General features: G+C 62.2%; 24 protein-coding genes and 1 pseudogene. 8 read left to right on the forward strand and 17 right to left on the reverse strand.

Annotation, left to right across the window (positions count from 1 at the left end; translation table 11 throughout):
* Positions 1-8 precede the first annotated feature (8 nt).
* The 4 genes from ACNQP3_RS14785 to ACNQP3_RS14800 form a co-directional block, all read right to left on the reverse strand.
* Positions 9-1,004 carry a WD40/YVTN/BNR-like repeat-containing protein gene (locus tag ACNQP3_RS14785; protein ID WP_060514550.1) on the reverse strand — a complete coding sequence of 332 codons (996 nt, stop codon included), beginning with the start codon at positions 1,002-1,004 and terminating at the stop codon, positions 9-11.
* 21 nt (positions 1,005-1,025) lie between these two features.
* Positions 1,026-2,384 carry a DUF1329 domain-containing protein gene (locus ACNQP3_RS14790; RefSeq protein ID WP_012272443.1) on the reverse strand — a complete coding sequence of 453 codons (1,359 nt, stop codon included), beginning with the start codon at positions 2,382-2,384 and terminating at the stop codon, positions 1,026-1,028.
* 38 nt (positions 2,385-2,422) lie between these two features.
* On the reverse strand, positions 2,423-4,378 hold the full coding sequence (locus tag ACNQP3_RS14795) for a DUF1302 domain-containing protein (protein WP_012272444.1): 1,956 nt from the start codon (positions 4,376-4,378) through the stop codon (positions 2,423-2,425).
* Between the two features lie 73 nt (positions 4,379-4,451).
* Complete coding sequence (locus ACNQP3_RS14800; protein WP_060493090.1) at positions 4,452-5,030, reverse strand: RBBP9/YdeN family alpha/beta hydrolase; 579 nt, start codon at positions 5,028-5,030, stop codon at positions 4,452-4,454.
* Positions 5,031-5,223: 193 nt separating this feature from the next.
* Between ACNQP3_RS14800 and ACNQP3_RS14805 the strand changes: the two genes are divergently transcribed.
* Entirely contained in the window at positions 5,224-6,231 is a 1,008-nt protein-coding gene (locus ACNQP3_RS14805) for an AraC family transcriptional regulator (protein WP_179027634.1), read from the forward strand.
* Between the two features lie 24 nt (positions 6,232-6,255).
* Here ACNQP3_RS14805 and ACNQP3_RS14810 read toward each other — a convergent pair whose 3' ends face one another.
* The 7 genes from ACNQP3_RS14810 to ACNQP3_RS14840 form a co-directional block, all read right to left on the reverse strand.
* Positions 6,256-6,579 carry a Rieske (2Fe-2S) protein gene (locus ACNQP3_RS14810; RefSeq protein ID WP_012272447.1) on the reverse strand — a complete coding sequence of 108 codons (324 nt, stop codon included), beginning with the start codon at positions 6,577-6,579 and terminating at the stop codon, positions 6,256-6,258.
* A complete protein-coding gene (locus tag ACNQP3_RS14815) occupies positions 6,576-7,229 on the reverse strand; it encodes a DsbA family protein (RefSeq protein WP_264316136.1) in 654 nt (217 codons plus the stop codon). Before ACNQP3_RS14815 ends, ACNQP3_RS14810 begins: the two co-directional genes overlap by 4 nt.
* 4 nt (positions 7,230-7,233) lie before the next feature.
* Positions 7,234-8,514, reverse strand: coding sequence for an MFS transporter (locus ACNQP3_RS14820; protein WP_012272449.1), 1,281 nt, complete (start codon positions 8,512-8,514; stop codon positions 7,234-7,236).
* A 192-nt stretch (positions 8,515-8,706) separates the two neighbouring features.
* Entirely contained in the window at positions 8,707-9,759 is a 1,053-nt protein-coding gene (locus ACNQP3_RS14825; RefSeq protein WP_012272450.1) for a 3-keto-5-aminohexanoate cleavage protein, read from the reverse strand.
* A gap of 45 nt (positions 9,760-9,804) precedes the next feature.
* Positions 9,805-10,653, reverse strand: a complete 849-nt coding sequence (locus ACNQP3_RS14830; RefSeq protein WP_012272451.1) for a TauD/TfdA dioxygenase family protein — start codon at positions 10,651-10,653, stop codon at positions 9,805-9,807.
* Positions 10,654-10,666: 13 nt separating this feature from the next.
* Positions 10,667-11,647 carry a quinone oxidoreductase family protein gene (locus ACNQP3_RS14835; protein WP_012272452.1) on the reverse strand — a complete coding sequence of 327 codons (981 nt, stop codon included), beginning with the start codon at positions 11,645-11,647 and terminating at the stop codon, positions 10,667-10,669.
* A gap of 156 nt (positions 11,648-11,803) precedes the next feature.
* Positions 11,804-12,220: a MerR family transcriptional regulator gene (locus ACNQP3_RS14840; protein ID WP_012272453.1), complete on the reverse strand. Its 417-nt coding sequence runs from the start codon at positions 12,218-12,220 to the stop codon at positions 11,804-11,806.
* Positions 12,221-12,332: 112 nt separating this feature from the next.
* Here ACNQP3_RS14840 and ACNQP3_RS14845 point away from each other — a divergent pair, with 112 nt between their 5' ends.
* The gene (locus ACNQP3_RS14845) at positions 12,333-13,568 is read left to right on the forward strand and encodes an NADH:flavin oxidoreductase/NADH oxidase family protein (RefSeq protein WP_060493087.1); all 1,236 of its coding nucleotides are present in this window, start codon (positions 12,333-12,335) and stop codon (positions 13,566-13,568) included.
* A gap of 65 nt (positions 13,569-13,633) precedes the next feature.
* The gene (osmE, locus tag ACNQP3_RS14850) at positions 13,634-13,990 is read left to right on the forward strand and encodes an osmotically-inducible lipoprotein OsmE (RefSeq protein WP_012272455.1); all 357 of its coding nucleotides are present in this window, start codon (positions 13,634-13,636) and stop codon (positions 13,988-13,990) included.
* Between the two features lies 1 nt (position 13,991).
* On the opposite strand, the gene ACNQP3_RS14855 is transcribed toward osmE, so the two are convergent.
* Positions 13,992-14,351: a hypothetical protein gene (locus tag ACNQP3_RS14855; protein ID WP_264316137.1), complete on the reverse strand. Its 360-nt coding sequence runs from the start codon at positions 14,349-14,351 to the stop codon at positions 13,992-13,994.
* A 259-nt stretch (positions 14,352-14,610) separates the two neighbouring features.
* On the opposite strand from ACNQP3_RS14855, the gene ACNQP3_RS14860 reads away from it, so the two are divergent.
* The 3 genes from ACNQP3_RS14860 (at position 14,611) to ACNQP3_RS14870 (ending at position 15,556) form a co-directional block, all read left to right on the forward strand.
* A complete protein-coding gene (locus tag ACNQP3_RS14860) occupies positions 14,611-14,925 on the forward strand; it encodes a hypothetical protein (protein ID WP_060493085.1) in 315 nt (104 codons plus the stop codon).
* 111 nt (positions 14,926-15,036) lie between these two features.
* On the forward strand, positions 15,037-15,237 hold the full coding sequence (locus ACNQP3_RS14865; protein ID WP_012272458.1) for a hypothetical protein: 201 nt from the start codon (positions 15,037-15,039) through the stop codon (positions 15,235-15,237).
* A gap of 103 nt (positions 15,238-15,340) precedes the next feature.
* Entirely contained in the window at positions 15,341-15,556 is a 216-nt protein-coding gene (locus tag ACNQP3_RS14870) for a hypothetical protein (protein ID WP_069942565.1), read from the forward strand.
* A 238-nt stretch (positions 15,557-15,794) separates the two neighbouring features.
* On the opposite strand, the gene ACNQP3_RS14875 is transcribed toward ACNQP3_RS14870, so the two are convergent.
* The 5 genes from ACNQP3_RS14875 to ACNQP3_RS14895 all read right to left on the reverse strand — a co-directional run bounded on the left by ACNQP3_RS14875 (position 15,795) and on the right by ACNQP3_RS14895 (position 18,212).
* Positions 15,795-16,103 (reverse strand): hypothetical protein, encoded by a 309-nt coding sequence (locus ACNQP3_RS14875; protein ID WP_041166499.1) that lies wholly within the window; start codon positions 16,101-16,103, stop codon positions 15,795-15,797.
* 94 nt (positions 16,104-16,197) lie between these two features.
* Positions 16,198-16,728 (reverse strand): DapH/DapD/GlmU-related protein, encoded by a 531-nt coding sequence (locus ACNQP3_RS14880; protein WP_012272462.1) that lies wholly within the window; start codon positions 16,726-16,728, stop codon positions 16,198-16,200.
* Positions 16,729-16,881: 153 nt separating this feature from the next.
* Positions 16,882-17,250, reverse strand: a complete 369-nt coding sequence (locus ACNQP3_RS14885) for a hypothetical protein (protein WP_060514546.1) — start codon at positions 17,248-17,250, stop codon at positions 16,882-16,884.
* Positions 17,251-17,407: 157 nt separating this feature from the next.
* Positions 17,408-17,548, reverse strand: a complete 141-nt coding sequence (locus ACNQP3_RS14890; protein ID WP_171577247.1) for a hypothetical protein — start codon at positions 17,546-17,548, stop codon at positions 17,408-17,410.
* 376 nt (positions 17,549-17,924) lie between these two features.
* Positions 17,925-18,212, reverse strand: coding sequence for a hypothetical protein (locus ACNQP3_RS14895; RefSeq protein WP_060493082.1), 288 nt, complete (start codon positions 18,210-18,212; stop codon positions 17,925-17,927).
* A 244-nt stretch (positions 18,213-18,456) separates the two neighbouring features.
* Between ACNQP3_RS14895 and ACNQP3_RS14900 the strand changes: the two genes are divergently transcribed.
* Together ACNQP3_RS14900 and ACNQP3_RS14905 are read left to right on the forward strand one after the other, a co-directional pair.
* Positions 18,457-19,146 carry an SOS response-associated peptidase gene (locus tag ACNQP3_RS14900; RefSeq protein WP_069942563.1) on the forward strand — a complete coding sequence of 230 codons (690 nt, stop codon included), beginning with the start codon at positions 18,457-18,459 and terminating at the stop codon, positions 19,144-19,146.
* Positions 19,131-19,396, forward strand: a pseudogene (locus ACNQP3_RS14905) (site-specific integrase); the annotation flags it as partial. The gene ACNQP3_RS14900 and the pseudogene ACNQP3_RS14905, both read left to right, overlap by 16 nt.
* Positions 19,397-19,399: the final 3 nt, after the last annotated feature.

Raw genomic sequence — 19,399 nt, forward strand, 5'->3', positions numbered from 1 at the left:
TTCTCTTGTTATGGGTGCGGCGTGGGGTTACCGAACAGGTTGCGCACGCCCCGCTCGCCCACCAGCACCAGGCCGTTGTCGGCATCGCTGGCGAGTGCGGTCACCGGGCCACGGGCGCTTTGTGGCACCGGGCGGAAGCTGGCGCCGTCGTCGCGGCTGAGCAACAGGTCGCCGGCCTGGCTGGCCAGCCACAGCTGCCCGTCGCGATCGATACCGGCGGCGGTGAGGCTGGTATTGACGCCCGTGTCGACCGGCTGCCACTGCTCGCCGCCATCGGTACTGCGATAAGCGTGGCCGCGCAGGCCGTATATCAGCAGCACACCGGGCTTGCCGATGGCGCCGAACAGAGTGCCGGCGTAGGGGGTATCGACGCGGCTGAAGCGCTCGCCGTTCCACTTCAACAGCAAGCCCTGCTCGCCCGTGATGTACAGGTTGTCAGCCACTGCGGCCAGGCTGGTCAGGTGCAGGCCTTGCGGGTTGTCGCTGTGGTCGAGCCAGGGCTGCCAGTGCTCGCCGCCGTCCGTGGTGCGCAGCAGCAGGTTGAACACGCCCACCGCGTAGCCATGACGAGCATCGCTGAACCACACATCGAGCAAGGCATTGTCGGTGCCAGCGCCGGGCAGCTGTTCAGCCAACGCTCGACCATCCAGCTGCCTTTGCCAGTGCACGCCAGCATCACGGGAGTGCAGTACCACACCATCATGGCCGACCGCCCAGCCCAGTTCAGGCGTGGCAAAGCTCACCGCATTCAGGTCGGCGCTGACCGGCACCTGGGCCTGCTGCCAGTGCGCGCCGTGGTCGTCGGAATAGAGGATATGCCCGCGTGGGCCGACCGCGACCAGGCGCTGCCCGGCCAAGGTCACATCACGCAGGGCGCTGCTGCTGGCCAGGGTGCTGGGCATGGCGGGCACATCCAGCACATCGGTGAATGGCGCCGCCTGTGCCGCGCCCTGCAGCGCGGCCAGGGCCAACATCACCACGCTGCATCGTTTGAAGACAGACATTGGCAACCTCTGTTCCATGGTTCAGCGAATGCCATTGCCGGCCAGTGACTCGGGCGACCACTGGGTTTTCGACAGCGGCTCGATGTAGCGGATGCCACCATAGGCACCGACCACGCCGTTGAGGTTGTAGGTGCCGCCGATCAGGTCGTAGATCATGAACGGCGTGGCGTCCGGGGTCTGCTTGTCGTAGCTCTGGGTCAGGAAGGCGAACGAGCCCCGGTACAGCTGGCCACGGGCGTCGTACTGGTCGGAGGCAAGGGCGATCCAGCTGTCTTCGTCAAGGTAGAAGCGGCGCTTGTGGTAGATGTGGCGTGCGCCGTCCTTGAGCTTGCCTTCCACCACCCAGACGCGGTGTTTTTCCCAGCGCACGAACTGCGGTGCCAGGTGGTTGGGCGTGATCACCTGCTTGACGTCGGTGTTGTAGGTCAGCTGGTAGGTGTTGTACGGCACGTACATTTCCTGCTTGCCCACCAGGGTCCAGTCGTAGCGGTCCAGCGCGCCGTTGAAGACGAACACGTCATCGTAGGTGCCAGAGCCGGAGGTGCCCGGGTTGGGCGTGTCGTAGGCCAGGTTGGGCGCCAGCTTCACCCGGCGCTGGCCTGGCAGGTATTGCCAGGCGTTGCGTGGCTGCACCAGCGGGTTTGCGGCGTCGCGCAGCATCATCGCTTCACCGGCACGGCGTGCGGGCCCGGTGTACACCAGTTTCATCTGGTAGTAGGTGTCCTTGGCGCCGATCGGCTTGGCCATGTCCTCGTAAATCGGGTAACTGATGTTGGCCTGTCCAGTGGTCGACAGCGACGGTTTGCCGGCGGCGTCGACGTTCCACGAGTCGTACTTGGCGGTCATGCTCACGCCCTGGTAACGCAGCAGGAAGTTCCACATGGCTTCGGCGCCGTTCTGCGGAATGGGGAACGGGATACCCGGCAGCACGTTGTCTACCGCAGTGCCGCCCTCCTGGCTTTTGGCAGCGGTGGCGTTCTTGCGGGTGTTGTCGAGCACCGCCTGCGGCAGCGCTACGCTGCGATGCGTCGGGTACACGTCGACGCGGTAGCTGGGATAGCGCTTGAGCAGTTCCAGGGTGGTGGCGGTCAGCTGAGCCTTGTACTGATCGGCATTCTTGCCATCGATCACCAGCAGCGGCTTCTCGCTGGCAAACGGGTCCGGCCGCATGCTGGCACCGCTCTGGTAGCTGGCCGGGGGCGTTTGCAGGCCGCCCTGGTAGGCCGGGATCGAGCCGTCGGCATTGCCGGCCTTTTCGGCGCCGATGGCGGTCAGGTTGCTGCCCAGGTGTGCAGCCTGGTCAGGGGAAACGGCCGCCTGGGCGGCATTGAGCGCGGCCAGCGACAGGCACGAGGCAAGCAGGGTACGTACGAAATTCATGATGGTTGTCTTCCTGTGTAGGCGGTAGGAAACATGACTCAGAAGGTCGTCTTGACGGTCAGGTACAGGGCGCCACGGTCTTCAGTGGTGGCACCACCCCCCGAGAAGGAGGCGTAGCCGCCGCCGTAGCAGGTGTAATCCTGTTCGCCGTCCAGGGCATTGGGGGTGCTGCCGTCGGTCTGGCCGTCCTTGCAGGCCTTGGTCTCACCGAAGCTGTCGACGTACTTGAGGTCGACGAAGTACTGGTTGTAGATCGCAGCGCTGAAACCCACCGCGTAGTTGCCAGTGTTCTCGGCACCGCCACCCTGCACCGGCGATACACCGTCGATGCCGACGTTGACCGAAAGCGGCATGCTCAGGTCCATGCCCGGAAACACCTGGTACCAGGTAGGGGTGAAATTGACGGCGATGCCCCAGTTGTCGCGGGTGGCCTTGTCGATGCCGCGGTAGCTGCTCTTGCCTTTGTACAAAGCTTCGTTGTGGCTATCGAGCTTGAGCAGGTTGCTGTAGAACAGCTCGCCCAGCAGGGTTGCCGAGTCGAACAGCGGTGTGTCGCCAATCGTCATCAGGCCGTTGAGGGTGAAGTGCAAGGTGTCGCCGGTGGCGCTCAGGCTGTCGCCATCCTTGGGCACGTCGTAGATCACCCCGCTGCTGGGCAGCCGTGCCGGCAGCAGGCCAAAGCCGCCGCCCAGGCCGCCTTGGCCGGGGGCGCTGACGATTGCCGGAATGCTCGCCAGCGGCATGTTGTGGCGGATGTTCAGGTCGCTGCCGACGCTGATGCCCGCCACATCCTTGGAGAGGCTCAGCCCATAAATGTCGATGTTGTCGGCGTAGGCAAACTGGTAAGTGGTGCTTTGCAGCGAGTTGTAGAGGTTGCCGATCGCGCCTTGGCGGCTGCCCGGTGGGTTGCCGAATGGGCCGTTGGCCACGGTCATGCCGCGCGCATCGAGCCAGGCCTGGGGCAGGATCTCGGACGTCTTGCGGTAGTAGAAGCCGAGGGTGCCGCCCAGCCACTCTGGCGACCACTTGGCCATGATGCCCCAGTCACCGCTTTTGCCGGGGGTCAGGTCATGACCGCGGCGAATGGTGGTGAGCGCACCGCGCACCGGGATCAACCCCGGCGTACCGGTGTGGCCCAACAGGAAGCTCTGCGCGCCCTCACCCACCACATCAGAGCCGCCATAGTACGTGCCGGCTTCAGGCAGCCGGGCGGCATCCCAGTCGAAGAAGTACTGGGCACCCAGGGTGAGCTCGGAGTTGACCAGGAACGCGGTCGACAGCTGGTTGCGGGGTACGAAAAGCTCCTTGGCCTCGGTGCCCGGCGAGGCCGCCAGCTTGGCCAGGTCCAGGCCTGATTGGCCATAACTCAGCGAATGCACCGGGTTGAGCAAGGTTTCACCCCAGAACAGGTTGTGCTGGCCCAGCTTGGCGCTGACCTGCGACGCTTCGCCCACGTCACGGCTCATGAACACGAAGGCATCCAGCACTTCGCCAGACGGGCCGCTGTAGTAACGCTGGGCGTAGTTGCTCAGGTGTGGGCTGCCTAGCGGGATGCCGGTCCCAGGCAGGCCATTGAGGCTGGGGTTGATACCCGATTGGTCACCGTTACCGTTGACGAATGGGTTGCTGTTGGAGCCGGTGTTGTCATAGGCCTTGTCGTACCAGCTGGCAGTGCTGACGCGAAAACCGCTGTTGCCCTGGTACACCACATCCAGCTCGGTCAGCAGGTCGACCCGGTTGGTGATGTTGGTGCCGGCCTTGCGGAAGTTGTAGTCGCCGTCGTTGCTGTTGGGCGTGCCCAGCAGGCGCTTGTCGGCACTCTCGGTACGCACGCCGTAGTTGTATTTGACGGTATTGTCGAAGCGCACGGCCCAGTCTTCATGGCCGGTATCGACTTCGAACGCCTGGGCGGCGGGCAGCGTGAGCAGGCCGATGGCGCAGGCGAGCAGGCAGCGCTGTGGTTTCACAGCACGGTGAATGCGGTGTTCTGGCATTACGATGGCTCCACGTATTGTTATTGTTTTTTAGCCGCCCGTCTGTTGCGGGCGTGGCTGGGGCGTCCATGCGTTACTGCAGGTTTGCGGCGTCCAGTCGGCGGATCAACGCCTCGGCCAACGGCCAAGGGCCGAAACCGGAAGCCGGGTTGAGGTGGCCAACGGCGCCCAGGTTGACCAGCTCGCTGCCCCAACGCCGGGCCAGCTCACCGGCAGCGGCGTAGCTGGCGAGGTGGTCATTGCTGCTGGCCGCGACAATGCTGGGAAAGGGCAGCGGCGTAGGTGGAAGTGGCGACCAGCCCATCTCGGCCAGGCTGGCCGGGCTTGGGTAATGCTCGGGCCAGTGGGCGTCGAGGTCAGGTGGGGCCGCCAGCAATGCGCCCTTGATCGCCCGCCCGTAGCGCGCCGCCCAGTGGGCGACCATCAAAGTGCCGGCACTGTGTGCCACCAGCAGCACCGGGCCATCGACCTGTTCCAGCTCGCGCTGGATTGCCTCGACCCGGGCGTTACAGCACAGGCCGTCGACTTCCAGCGGCGGTACGCTGCGCACCTTTGCCAGGCGGCCGGCAAGCAGGGTCTGCCAGTGTTCGGCCACGTGGCCGCGCAGGCCAGGGACAATCAGCACGGTGGCTGTGGTTTGCAGTTTTTCCACGGTGAACCTCGTGTGCGGTTTAGCGCTTGAAGTTCACAGTAAACAGGCCTCCACCGGGGTGCTTTACATTGGGCGTCAGGCGCTTTTCATTTGATGACAACCACATAAACAGGGCTTTGCTTTTCAATTGATGACACGCAGGCTATAAAACCAGTGGCCCTGCAAACCCCGGCTTTAGGGACAACAATAAAAAATGCCTGCTCTCGTTCGTGCCGCCAGCTTGACCAACTACCTGGAAGTGTCCCGCCATCTGGGCCTCAACCCCCATGCACTGCTTGCGCAGGTCGGCCTTAACGCCGCCTTGCTCGACGACCCCAACCGGCGTATCCCGGTGGCCAGCGTCATCAGTTTGCTGGAAGCTTCCGCCAGCGCCACGAAGTGCGAGAGTTTTGGGTTGCGCATGGCCGAGCTGCGCCAGCTATCGGACTTCGGCGAAATCAGCCTGTTGCTCAGCCACCAACGCAACCTGCGCGATGCGCTGCAGGTGATCGTGCAATACCGCCACCTGCTCAATGACGCGCTGGCCATTCATATCGAAGAAGCCGGCAAGACCGTGATCATTCGCGAAGAGGTGATCAACGAACGCGCGCCCTGCAGCCGCCAGGCCACCGAGTTGGCCATCGGCGTGATGATGCGCTTGTGCGCGGCACTGCTGGGCGCCCACTGGCACCCGATCAGTGCCAACTTCACGCATGCGGCCCCCGCCGACCCCGCCATTCATCGGCGCATCTTCGGCTGCACGCTGGTGTTCGGCAGCGAGTTCAACGGTATCGTCTGCCCCGCCGCCGACCTCGACAGCGCCAGCCCGCAGGCCAACGAAGCCATGGCCCGCCTGGCACGGCGCTACCTCGACACGCTGCCGGCCAGCGGCGTACCGTCGCTGGAACTGGAACTGCGTAAAACCATCTACCTGCTGCTGCCCATGGGCCGTGCCACCATCGAGCAGGTGGCGCAGACCCAGGGCATGAACGTGCGTACATTGCAGCGGCGGCTGGAAGAAAATGGTTTGACGTTCAAGGACCTGATCAACAACGTGCGCCGCGACCTGGTGATGCGCTACCTGGAAAACCCCGGCTACTCGCTGGGGCGCATCGCCGACATGCTCGGTTACTCGATGCCCAGTTCGTTCACCCGTTGGTTCATCGCCCAGTTCGGCATGCCACCGGCTGTTTGGCGGGTTCAGCACACGCCGCAGCCATGAGCCCATGGTGGTCTTGGCGGCGGTTCAAGACGCCGCTTCGCCGTCCAGCACGATAAAGACCTGCCCATCCTGTTGCTCGATCGGGTAGCTGGCGACTTTCAAGGCCTTGGAGTTGATCAGGTAGCCGCTGGCCAGGTCGAAGCGCAGACCATGCGCACAGCACTGAATGACCCGCCCTTCCAGGCGCCCACCGCACAACGACGCGCCCTGGTGCGGGCAACTGTCGTCGATGGCGTATAGCGTGTCGGCGACATTGAACAAGGCCACGCTGCGGCCCTCGCAGGCCAGCAGCACCCGGCCATTGCGCTCCGGCAGTTGCTGAGGGCTCAGTGCGATACGCCGGTTCATGCCTGCACCACCGCTTGCAAGGCGTCATTCATGGCGGCAAACAGCGCCTCGGCTGGCCGCACCCCGGCAAGCAGCGGGCCCTGGTTGAAGCGATAGCGTGGTACGGCGCTGCCCGCTCGCCCTGCACCGTCAAGGAACGGGCTGCCATCGTCACGCAAACAGTCGATCACCTGCCCGGGCTCAAGCCCGCAACCCTGGGCGATGCCGAGCAATGTGCGGGTATCACCCAGGTCGCGGCCCTGGTGGAAATAGGCAATGAACAGTTGCGCCAGCAACGCTTCCTGCTGCGGCGCGCTGAGCAGGCTGCCGGCCCGTTGCATCAAGCGGTGGGCATTGCCGGTATTGGGCATGCGACGGATGCGCGAAAAATCGATGTCCTCGCCCACCACACTGGCAGCAGCACGCACCTGAGCCTGGCGCTCGCGTACCGCCTGCTCGCTGCCCAGGCGTTGCAGGTAGAAGGTATTGAAAGGCACCCCGTTGGCAGGCAGCCCCGGCAGCAACTGAACGCCCCGCCAGTGTATCTGCACCTGTACCTGTGGCTGCTCACGCTGCAGCAGCAACAAGGCCGCTTGCAGGTGCCGCTGGCCAATCAGGCACCAAGGGCAGACGAAATCGAAAAACACTTCGATGGACAACAGCTGTTTCACAGTTTCAACTCCTGGAGCGCAGACGGTCCATGTCGCGGTGGTAGTGACGCTTGGCGATAAAGAACACGGCCGCCGCCGCGATGCTGATCAGCGGCACCAATTGCAGCGCGGCCTGCAGCCCGATCAAGTCGGACACCCGACCCGTGATCAGTGGCCCGGTGGCCAGGCCCAGCAGGTTGTTGGCCAGGGTCAGGGTGGCGAATGCCGTGCCATGCACCGATGCATGGGTAAGGTTGGCAACCATGGCGCTGGACGGGCCATTGGTACCGGCGGCGATCATCATGCCCAGGCAAATCAGTACCAGTTGCGCGGTGCCGGCAGGCAGCGCAAAGGCAATGCTCAGCAGCATGCAACTGCCCAGGCAGTAGGCGATGGCCAGGCTGATCTTGCGGTCCGGGCGCTGTCGCCCAAGGCGGTCGCAGAGCATGGCGCAGAGGATCATGCCGATACCGCTGCACAGCACGATGACGGCGGCGATTGCCCCGGCACGGTCGGTACCCATGGCGTAATAGCGGTTGAGGTAACTGGGCATCCACACGATCAGGGTGCCACCGACGAACAGTTGCAGGCCGCTGCCGACATAGGCGGCGATGACCGACCGGCTGCTGTACAGCGTGCGCAGCGGTCGGCTGGCCTTGTCGAGCGCCTGCTGCGCGCACTTGGGTGCAATGCGCGCCTCCTTGACGATCATCGGATACACCATCGCCAGCACCAGGCCGAACAATGCCATGCCAGCAAATGCCCAGCGCCAGCCCAAATGCTGGGCCAGCACGCCGCCCAAGGCCATGCCCAGCACCGAACCGAACATGCCGCCGGCCATGAACGCCCCGGCCAGCGTCGAGCGCATGTCGCGGGGGAACACTGCGACCACCACGGCAATGCCGACACTGCCATAGGCTGCCTCGCCAACCCCGACCAAAAAGCGCGCAATGAACATTTGCGGGTAGTTTTCCGCCAGGGCACAGCCGAGCGTGGCCAGGCTCCACAACACTGCCATCAACACCAGGCTGCGTACCCGGCCGAAGCGGTCGGCCAACAAGGAAAGTGGAAAGGTCAGCAGGCCGACCATCAGCGCGACGATGCCGCTGAGCAAGCCGAGCTGGCTGTCGCTGAGCGCCCATTCGCCCTTTAGCAGCGGGAACACCGCATTGAGCACCTGGCGCGACATGTAGTCGGAGATCAACAGGCCGAAGGTCAGGGCAAACACCACCCAGGCGTAGCGCCGGGGGACGCTGTGGGCGGTGTCGGTGCCGGAGTCTTCGGCACTGGCGAGATAGGTGGCCATGTTGCCTCCTTGGGTGTGGTGTGGGTTTTTCTTGTTGTTATGCACTACTGCTCAAGCTTGGTCGGCCCCTGTGGGAGCGGCCTTGTGTCGCGATAGGGCTGCAACGCAGCCCCAGGATTTCAGTGCAGATGCACCTTTTGCAGCCCTATCGCGACGCAAGGCCGCACTCATCTGGCCGTGCCAACGTTTGTATCAAGTACGCTGCGGCACACCCTTCTCACCCGCCTGGCGGTTCGGCGCCATGCCATTGGCTTTAAGCGTCTGCTCGATACTGTCGTACTGCTGCCCGATGCGGTAAATGGCCCGGGCCTCCTTGCCGCTGGCAATCTCGCGCCCCAGTTCGTGGGCCACGCGCACGGTCTGCTGGATCTGCTGCACCGAGGTGAAGCGTTTGCCGTGCTGGTCGATGATGGTGTCTTCGTTGCCACAGCGCGGGTGCAGGCCCATGGCCAGGGCCATGGTGTTGAACGGCAGCACGTTCTTCAGCAACGATTCGGCGGTCAGGGTGCAACCGTCCGGTGCGCGGTGGATGAAGTTGAAGAAGTTGAACGGGTTGGGGCCGTCGAAACCGCCGCCAATGCCGATCCAGGTCAGGTTCAGCGGGCCCATGTAATCACCACGGCGCACGATGCGCTCGAGGGTTTCCAGGGCATGCATGCCGGTCAGTTGGAAATGCGGCTGGATGTTGCTGGCCTGCAGGCGGCGCAGGTGCTCACGGACCCAGGCCGGGCCGGCCGGTACGGTCATTTCGCTGTAGGCGGCGTGGATTGCGGGGCTGGCCAGCGAGGTACCTTCGAGGTATTCGGGGTACAGCAGCTCCATGATGTTCATCTGCGTGGTGTTGATGGCCACGGTGACCTGATCGGGGCGCGGTGTCAGCTCGGCGAGCATGTGCCGGGTGTCGTCCGACAACCACTTGGCTGCCTCGCCTTCGCCTTCCGGGGCGAAGGAAATCGAACCGCCAACCTGAATGATCATGTCCGGCACCGCTTCGCGGACTCCGGCGATCAGCTCGTTGAACTTGGACAGCCGCTTGGAGCCTTTGCCGTCCAGCTCACGCACGTGCAAATGCAGCACGGTTGCGCCTGCCTCGTAGCAGTCGACGGCCTTTTGCACCTGCTCGTCCATGGTCAGCGGAATGTCTTCAGGGAAATCTTCGGGCATCCACTCAGGGCCATAGGGGGCCACGGTGATCACCACCTTTTCCATGTTTTCCGGGTGCAACGAATCGTCGAAGAATTGCATGCTGTAGTCCTCGCTATTGTTTTTGTGCGGTTGCCAGCGGCTGGCTTAGAAGGTGCGGCTGCCTTTGATCCCGGCGCGCTCCATCTTGCGATGGCACGGTGGGTAATCCATGACGGCGTAATGCTGGGTGCTGCGGTTATCCCAAATTGCCACGCTGTTGGGCTTCCAGCGCCAGCGCACCTGGTATTCGGGCAGGTAAGCCTGGCTGATGAGGTAACGCAGCAGGTCGCCTGCGCCGGGGTTGGCGTCCTGGCCGAAACGCACCCGCTGCGGCGTGTGGTAGTTGCTGAAGTGGGTGGTGAAGGCGTTGACGAACAGCACCTGCTCGCCGGTTTCCGGGTGGGTGCGTACCACCGGATGCTCGGCATCGGGGAATTGCGCCTTGAGTGCCAGCCGTTTTTCCAACGGCATGGCGGCGCCGAAGCTGGCCTCGATGCTGTGGCGGGCGCGCAGGCCTTCGATGTTGGCCTTCACCTCGCTGGGCAGGTTTTCGTAAGCCAGCACCATGTTCGCCCACAGGGTGTCGCCGCCCACCGGTGGGCATTCGACGCAGCGCAGCACGCAACCCATGGGCGGTGCTTCACGCCAGGTGGCATCGGTGTGCCAGGCATTTTCGTAGCGGTCATTGGGCTGGTCCGGGCGCTTGTAGATCTGCACCAGGCCCGGGTGCTCCGGGTCGCTTCCTGCCACCGGGTGGTCCTCCAGCTCGCCGAAGCGACGGGCGAAGGCCACGTGTTCGGCACGGCTGAAGTGCTGGTCGCGCAGGAACAGCACACGGTGCTGAAGCAACTGCTGGCGCAGCTGGGCGAACAGGTCGTCGTCGTGAATCGCGTCGGCCAGGTTGACGCCACTCACCTCGGCACCGATCGCGCAAGTCAGTTGTTCGATGTGCATGCTGTTGCCCTCTTCAGATGACGAAGATCGACGAGCCGGTGGTTTTGCGGGCTTCCAGGTCACGGTGGGCCTGAACCGCGTCCTGAAGGGCGTAGTGCTGGTTGATTTCGATACGGATGCGCCCGCTGCTGACGTGATCGAACAACTCGCCGGCCAGGTCGGCTTTTTCTGCCGGGTCGGCGATGAAGTCGGCCAGGGCCGGCCGGGTGAGCTGCAGAGAACCCTTGATCGCCAGCAACTGCGGGTCGAACGGCGGGATGGTGCCCGACGCCGTGCCAACGCATACCATCAGCCCGCGGCGCTTGAGCGAGTCGAGCGAGCCGGTGAAGGTGTTCTTGCCGACACTGTCGAACACCACGTTCACCCCAACCCCGTCGGTCAGCTCGCGTACACGGCTGGCCACGTCCTCGACGCTGTAATTGATGATGTGGTTGCAGCCATGGGCGCGGGCGACCTCGGCCTTGGCTTCGGTGGACACGGTGCCGATCACGTTCAAGCCCAGCAGCCGTGCCCACTGCGCGACAATCAGGCCCACGCCGCCAGCAGCCGCATGCAGCAGCACGCTGTCACCGGGTTTGAAGGCGTAGAGGCGGCGCAACAGGTAGGCCGAGGTCAGGCCGCGCATGGTCATGGCGGCAGCGGTCTCGAAGGCAATGGTTTCCGGCAGTTTGATCAGCGCCGCAGCGGGGATCAGGCGTTCGGTGCAATAAGCACCCAGGGTATTGAGGAACCCGGTGTAGGTGACCCGATCACCGACACCCACCTGGGTCACCCCCTCGCCCACCGCCTCCACTACCCCGGCAGCTTCCACGCCGATGCCATTGGGCAGCGGGATCGGGTAAGTGCCGTTGCGAAAGTAGGTGTCGGCGTAGTTCAGGCCAACCGCCACCTGGCGCAATCGCACCTGCCCCGGGCCGGGCTCGCCCACTTCGGCGTCCTCATAGCGCAGTACCTCGGGGCCACCGGTCTGATGGAAACGTACGACTTTGGACATGCTTGTCTCTCCAATCATCGATCTGGACGCCAGGCGTCAGTTCTGGGTGATTGGACTGTATGCCCTTGGCTTGCAGGGTGCTTCGCATCGGACGACAGCGGGTTTTCATTTGATGACAGCGCGTTCATCGCCCAGCGTTCGGCCAACCTGCTTTATTCATGAGCCTGCTGGATGCTTGTCAAAGCCGGCAATCAGACGCTGGGCATTCTCTTCGCAATCCATCCCCTGCGGCTTGTCTTCGATACCGGCAATCACCGCCAGCAGCTGTGCCCGGTTCTGCGCCAATCGCTGCTGCATCGCCTCGATCTCTGCCACTTTGCGCTTGAGGCTTGCCAGCAACAAACCATGATCAGCCGGGGCTGCACCGGAGGCGTCGGTCAGCTTGCGCATTTCATCCAGGCTGAACCCCGCCTGCTGGCCACAGGTAATGATTTCCAGCGCCCGCACCACCTGCTCCGGGTAGTCCCGGTAACCATTGCCCAGGCGCCGGGCGGCAATCAACCCGGTGGCTTCGTAGAAGCGGATACGCGACGCACTGAGCCCCGTACGTCGCGCCAGTTCACCAATTTTCATCTCGATACCCTTGCGCTATTGACCTTAAAGTTGACTTTAACCTTAGCCTTCTCCCGAACCTAGCCCACGCGTGCAGTAACCGATGCGTGGTAGCCACCATTCGGAGATCGCCATGACGCCGTTCCAACCCCTGCTGCTGCCCAATGGCAGTGTCATACCCAACCGCATCGCCAAGGCGGCGATGGAAGAGAACCTGGCCAACCCGGACCAGACCCCTTCCGACTCATTGCTGCGGCTGTACCAGGCCTGGGCCGAAGGCGGTGCCGGGCTGTTGCTCACCGGCAACGTGATGGTCGACCCCAGCGCCATGACCGGCCCGGGCGGTGTCATGCTCGACGCCAGCCAGCCGCTGCAGCGATTTCGCGACTGGGCCCGTATAGGCCGTGCCCATGGCGCGCAGTTCTGGATGCAGATCAACCACCCAGGGCGGCAGATGCAGGCCAACCTTGGGCAGCCCACGGTAGCGCCTTCGGCCATCGCCTTGGACATGGGCGGCCTGTCCAAACTGTTCCCTCGGCCCAAGGCACTGGACGAAGCCGAGATCGCCGCACTGATCGAGCGCTTCGCTCGTACTGCGGCCCTGGCCGAAGAGGCCGGCTTCAGTGGTGTACAGGTGCACGCCGCCCATGGTTATTTGCTGAGCCAGTTTCTGTCGCCGTTGAGCAACCAGCGCCGGGACCGCTGGGGCGGCAGCCTGGAGAACCGCGCGCGGTTATTGCTGGAGGTGGTCAAAGCCGTGCGCAAGGTGGTTTCGCCCGGCTTCGCCGTGGCCGTGAAGCTGAATTCAGCGGACTTCCAGCGCGGCGGTTTTGAACCTGCAGATGCCCGTCAGGTGGTGCTGTGGCTGAACCAATTGCCCGTAGACCTGGTGGAGCTGTCCGGTGGCAGCTATGAAGCACCGGCCATGCAGGGCGACGCCCGTGACGGCCGGACCCTGGCCCGCGAGGCGTACTTCCTGGAGTTTGCCCGAGAGATCGCCGCCATTGCGAAGATGCCGGTGATGGTCACCGGCGGTATTCGCCGCCTGCCGGTGGTCGAGCACGTGCTCGCCAGTGGCGTGGCCATGGCCGGAATAGCGACAGCCCTGGCTGTAGAGCCTGGCTTGCCCCAGCGCTGGCTGAACGGCGAAGCGACAGCCAGCGCCGAACTGCAGCCGATTCGCTGGAAGCGCAAGGCGTTTGCCGCACTGGCGTACATGGCCTTGGTGAAACTGCAGATGCGCCGGCTGGCAGCAGGCAACAGGCCCAAGGCGCATGCGTCACCGTTGCGCGCCTTGTTGCTGGAGCAAGGCTGCACGTTACTGCGGGTAAGGCAGTACAGGCGTATGATGAGAAGCCGAGCTGGATGAGGGGCTACCTGCCGCCTCAACTCGCCTGGCCTGCCTTCATCGCCGTTCTCTACCGGAGCACTGCCATGAACAAACCCCATCACGCGCTGCTCTTCGCCCTGGCTGCGCTTGCTGCCTGCTCATCCAACTCTGCGCAGTACCAAGACCAGCCACTGGTGGCCAAGGTCGGTACCGGCATGAGCAAAGACCAGGTCGTGCAAATAGGCGGCAAACCTGATGCCGAGACCGACCGTACCGTGGTGCCCGGCACCTGCTTCGACTACATGCTGACCCAGGCCGGCAAACGGCAACCCTACAGCGTCAGCTTCGACGGCAACGGCAAGGTGGACAAGACCGCCTTCATGACCTGCGCCGAATGGAGCAATGCCCAGCACAAGGCCCGCCTGCCCAGCATGGGCGGCTCAAGCGGCTCGGGCTACTGATTCAGTCCAGGCAGTCCTTGGCAGCTTGACGCAATTTGTCGCCAGACAGAAAGCTGCCCTTGTAGAAAGTCGCGCGGCTGCCATCGCGGGAGTCGACCACGTCCAGCACATCGTCACTTGCCACCGCGCTGGATGCCGTCAGCCGGTAGCCATGGGCTATCGACTTCTGCGTGGCCTGGGGCGCCAGCGCCTGCCATTTGGGCAAGACACAGGTGGCGTACTGCTGCGGCGTTTTTTTGGTCAGTTTGCTGGCAGTGGGCTTGCCAGGCGTTGCGCAGCCGGCAAGGCTGGCGACTAGCGCAGAAGCGACAAAGATACGAAAAATAGGCATTTGCAATTGGCCATTAGGGATACGCCGCATTCTAACGGGGGTTGCGCCGAGTTTCTAATCAACCAAGGTCTTGCTGCGTTTTTTTCGCGCAATTGACACAGTCACAACGCGCCAACGACAACCAAACAACACGCCGGCTGATTAACCAAGGCTGGTTGAAAGTAATGAATTGTTTTAAGCGAGGGAACGAATTCGTTCTTCCCTGCTTCTGATTAGCATCCGGCAACGGCAATCACCGGCCGGCTTCACCCACCCGCATTGATCAGCGCGCTTCGCCAAGGAGAATCCCATGTTGTGGTGGCTGGAAATACTCGCCCAATACGTAACTTCCACCGGCTTGGCGGTACTCTGTATCTTCGTGTTCTGGGCTTATGGCCTGGCATTCGGCAGGGCCTACATGAAGGTCCTCTCTGGCCTGCTGGCCGCCATGCTGCTAATGATCGCCGCATGCCCACATGGCGTGGACTTTGCGTTGGGCAATCACATGGCGCCTGGTGACGTCAGTGCCCTACTGCTGTTCCTTGCCGATGCAACAGGGGTGATAACAGCGGTGGTAGTGGCCTCGTTTTTCTTCAGCCCCGGGCGTTTGCAAGACGAAGCCTGAGCGCGATGACTGGCGCACACCTGATATTTCTGCCAGTAGCGTGGGCGGCGGAACGCTGAGAAAGTGAAACTGCCCATGGGGCATCACTACGACTCGGCAAGGAAACCTACCATGCAAAATAACGCCAACAGCACGCTGTTCTTCTATCAGAACGGCAAACTCATCACCCTTAAAACCGGTGAACAGGGCCGTAGCATCTTTCGTTCTTCGGATGTGCCACTGGCCGAGCAACAATCCAACGGCACCCACACCAGCGGCTTGCTGGTGACCGACGACAAGGGCTCGGTGCTGCAGGTGCAGGAGAAAAGCTGAAGTTCCAAGCAAGCGCCTTTCACACAGCTATTGCGTTTCACCCCGCCCTGAGGCGATGCTCACAGGCCCGTCGAAGCAGAAGACAAGGAAGGCCTTTAGCACTATGGAGACGCTGCACAACATCAAGTCAGACCTGGTCAGAACTGCCGAGCACCTGGACAAACTCAGCCAAGCCATGAGTGGCCACGCCAGGTTCATGGCGGCGCGAGGTAGCTCTCCGAGCGAGCTCGATGTTACCGCGCACATCAGGTCCATCGATGTGGTGGCGCACGAGTTGCGCGCCGTGGCCGCAAGAATCGACGACATTGAAGGTGCTTGATGATAGGCATCTGAACGGGAAATCTACCCGGTTCAAGGCGCCGCCCCCAAACGCGGGGTCAGGGCTTGGCTCCCCGGTACAGTACGATGGCCGCAACATCCAAGGCCAGTACACTGCCTACAAACAGGGCCATGACGTACAGGTCTTCAGTAAGCATTGCCGTTTCCCCCAAATGCACCACTTTCTCTGGGGGCTTGCAATTAATGCTCCAGTTACCATGTGGTAACCGGACAGCGACTCAGCTGAACTTGAGCTTCAACACTTTGCTCAGCGCCCAACCACTGAAGACATAGAATGCATCGAGGTAGAAGCGCCCTGCATAGTTGGGCAGCGGTGCGTGATTCAACAGCACATCCGGGTCAGGCGCGGGCGGAAACAGGGCATAAAAGCCGTTGGGCAGCACAGCCAGCGCCAGCAATGACAAGTAGGTCGAGGCTTGCAGCCAAGTGGCACGATTGCCGAGCCTGGCGGACCACTTCAGGCCGTAGTAAGCAACCAGGCCAGCAACCGGCAACACCCAAAAATGCGTCGGGATCCCAATGAACATTTCGGCGACAACGCTTCTTGCTTCCACCCGCTGTTCTCCATTCAAATGCGACGATTATCGCGGGCGGGGCCAGCAAATGCAAAAACGGCGCGGTTCAAGCCAGCTCCGGCTCCACCAGCCACTTCTTGAACTTTGCCGGTGAGCCGGCATACAGCGCATTGGGCGGAACATCCTCGGTTACCACGCTGTTCGCCGCGATCACGCTGTTATGGCCAATATTGATGCCAGGCAATACCACGGCACCCGCGCCAATCCAGGCATTGTCGCCCACGGTAATCGGGGCGATGTAGTCATTGTCCTTGCGCCGCTGGGGGTTGATATCGTGGCTGGTCGTACACAAACGCACCTGCGGGCCAAGCATGGCCATGCGGCCGATGCGGATAGTTGCTTCGTCGAGGAGCACGCACCCGCTGTTGATGAAAGCGCCCTGCCCCAATTCAAGGTTGCCGCGCTCGAAGTAGAACGGCGGGCGAATGACTACATGGCTTTGGGTACGGACACCGGTTTTGGCCAATAGGCGATTCAACTGTTTTTTACCCAGGTCATGGGTATCCAGCAGGCGCATGAACTGACGCGGAGACAGGTGTTTTTTGAGTTTTGCGACGAATAGGAGCAAGCGAGACATCCGACAGTGGTAATGGTGTTGATCGCGTCAGCGAGACACTAGCAGGCAGCTTATCGGTGCCTCCTGCCATTTCTTGAGCACGCGAGTTTACGCGGCCCATTGGCAAAAAGCCCGCTCTGGACGGCGGGCTTTTTTGTTTCGTCGGTTGAATGATCACGCTTTTGAACACATCAGCGCGGCATCCAGCAACCTGCCGTGGTCGTACCAGGCATCACGTTGATAAGCCGTGAACTGGTGCTGGGTTCCCGTGCCGCGCAATTCTACAAGACCATCAGCCTTGTCGGGGTCGGTGCTTTCGATGAACAGCTTGACCGAGTTATCGCCATCGACTTCATAGGTTTTCACATGCCCTGGAAGTTCGCCTTTGACGCACCCCAGATACGCGGGTGGGCTTTTCGCGGTCGTGCCAGCGGTATAATCGTGGCTGTCACGCACATCAGGGTTTTGTGCGCAGCCTGCCATTAACAACGTGGCAAACCCGGACACCAGTATTGCGCCGGCAAGCGATCTTGAGCTCTTCACGCGACACGCTCCTGCCCCCCATCGAAAACTGGGAAAGTGTTGCCAAGCAGCCTGCCCATTTTTTGGTTTTCTTATGCCCATGTTACTGCTCAATGACAACCGGGCATTAGGTTTGTTTGCTATATAGGTTCTGGGGCGTACCCCCTCGCGCCCTGCATCAGTAGCGACGGTATTCCTGCCCGCCACGGTCTCCGTCATAGTAATGGCGGTGATGCCTGCCGTCGTGCCAGTACGGCCAACAACCACTGAGCAACAACAAACCGGACAACACCACAACCCATGCAGTCTTGCGTTTCATGTGCGAACCTCCGGCGGGCGAAGCCATGCCTTCCCTGAGTTGGACCGCACGGGGTTGGGATGTTCAGGCAGGCGCAGGCCGTTGGTCATCTTCCATGCATAATTTCATTTACCCGGCGGCCCTGGCTGCGGTTGGCCCCGATTACGCGTATGGCGTACCCATAACAGGGGTCAGGCAATGGCATTGAGAAACACGTAAGTTGCCGCCAGGTCCAGCACCAACACAGCAACCACGCCGAAAATCATGTAATAGCGGTCATCCTGAGTCATTTCTGCGTACTCCGCATGATCAATGTCTCAGGACTACAGCAATTCCCGTTCCATCTACTGGGTGGAGCCTGCGGGCGCCGGTGGAGCCAAGCAAACAGGTGGGGCAATTAGTCCTTGACCTGGCATACACCATTGGCTTTGTTCTTGCCGGTATATGAGACGTCAGGCGAGCCATCCGGATTGATCGACAACGATACCGTTAACCCGCTGCCTTTGGCTTCGTAGTAGTTGTCGTTGAATTTTTTCAGTTTGCCTTCCTTGCCATTGATATAGATCGGCCCGCCCTTGTCGGCATGAACCTCGATGTTTCCGGGGCACGTCGCGTTCAACAGCGGAATGCCGGCGTGGGCAGTGCCCGACGCCAGGAGCAAGATGCCAAGTAACAAACGCTTCATCTACGGTGTCCTCCTGTGGTTGTCGGGGGGCGAGTGATAAACCACGCTGCACTACCTGCACGGCCTCATTGTGCAGAAGGCCCACCCGTTTGACGAGCCTGCCATGGGGCAAATGGCTGCTACCCGTGGCTCCAGATAACCTGCGTCTCAACGTGCAGCCATTTCCAGCCGGCTCAAAAACTATTGCGCGCAGGCCAGCACCGCCCGGCGGGCTATCCTTTGTGCTCCAGTAGGAGGAATGGGAATGTGCGGAAGGCTGAGCCAGTACCGCGGGATCCATGACTTCGTTGAGACCCTGAGCATGCCAGAGGCCTGGCGCAACAATGTCGGCGACCAGGCGCTCGGACGGTACAACGTCGCGCCGACCATGCCGGTGGCAGTGCTGCGGGAGGATGATGCAGGCCCGCGCGCTGACTTGGTGAGGTGGGGATGGCGGCCGCACTGGGCGACTGACCGTGCTGCGCCGATCAATGCTCGGGTCGAAAAGGTGGCGCACGGCGCGTTCTTCCGTGCGATCTGGCCACACCGGGCAATCACGCCAGTGGACGGATGGTTTGAGTGGAAAGATGAAGGCGGCCCGAAGAAGCAGCCGTACTTCATCCATCGGCGTGACGGGCGCCCTGCCCTTTGCGCGTCCATCGGCCAGTTTGCTGGCAACGAGCACGACGGCTTCGTGATCATTACCGCCGACGCCCAGGGAGGAATGGTTGACGTGCACGACCGCAGGCCTGTCGTGCTTTCGCCAGAACTGGCATGCGAGTGGATCGCGGCGGGCATGCCAAGCGAGCATGCAGAGCAACTGGTGCTCAACCTAAGCGAACCGGCCGAGGCCTTCGAGTGGTATCGGGTGAGCACTGCCGTCGGCAATGTGCGTAATCAGGGCGCCGGACTGATCCTCCCGATTGATCGGCCCCTATCAATGCCGAATACGTAAAACCGTGGGTGCCCGAGCTGAATGAATTGGGGATCAGGCGTCGCCCCCATACAACTGCCGTCACACCTATGCGACAATACGCTCAATGTCCGGCCTCAACCCCGCATTTATCGCCCAACAGCTGGGTCACAGCGTTCAGATGCTGCTGTCGACGTATGCCCGTTGGCTTAACTCAAGCTCCGACTGGAGCGAGCTGGAAAACCTCAAGATTGGTATCAAATCGGTATCAGCTGAAAGCCCAGCGTCGTAAGTT

The sequence above is a fragment of the Pseudomonas sp. LFS074 genome, assembly GCF_047978165.1.
Classification (GTDB): Bacteria; Pseudomonadota; Gammaproteobacteria; order Pseudomonadales; family Pseudomonadaceae; genus Aquipseudomonas; species Aquipseudomonas putida_P.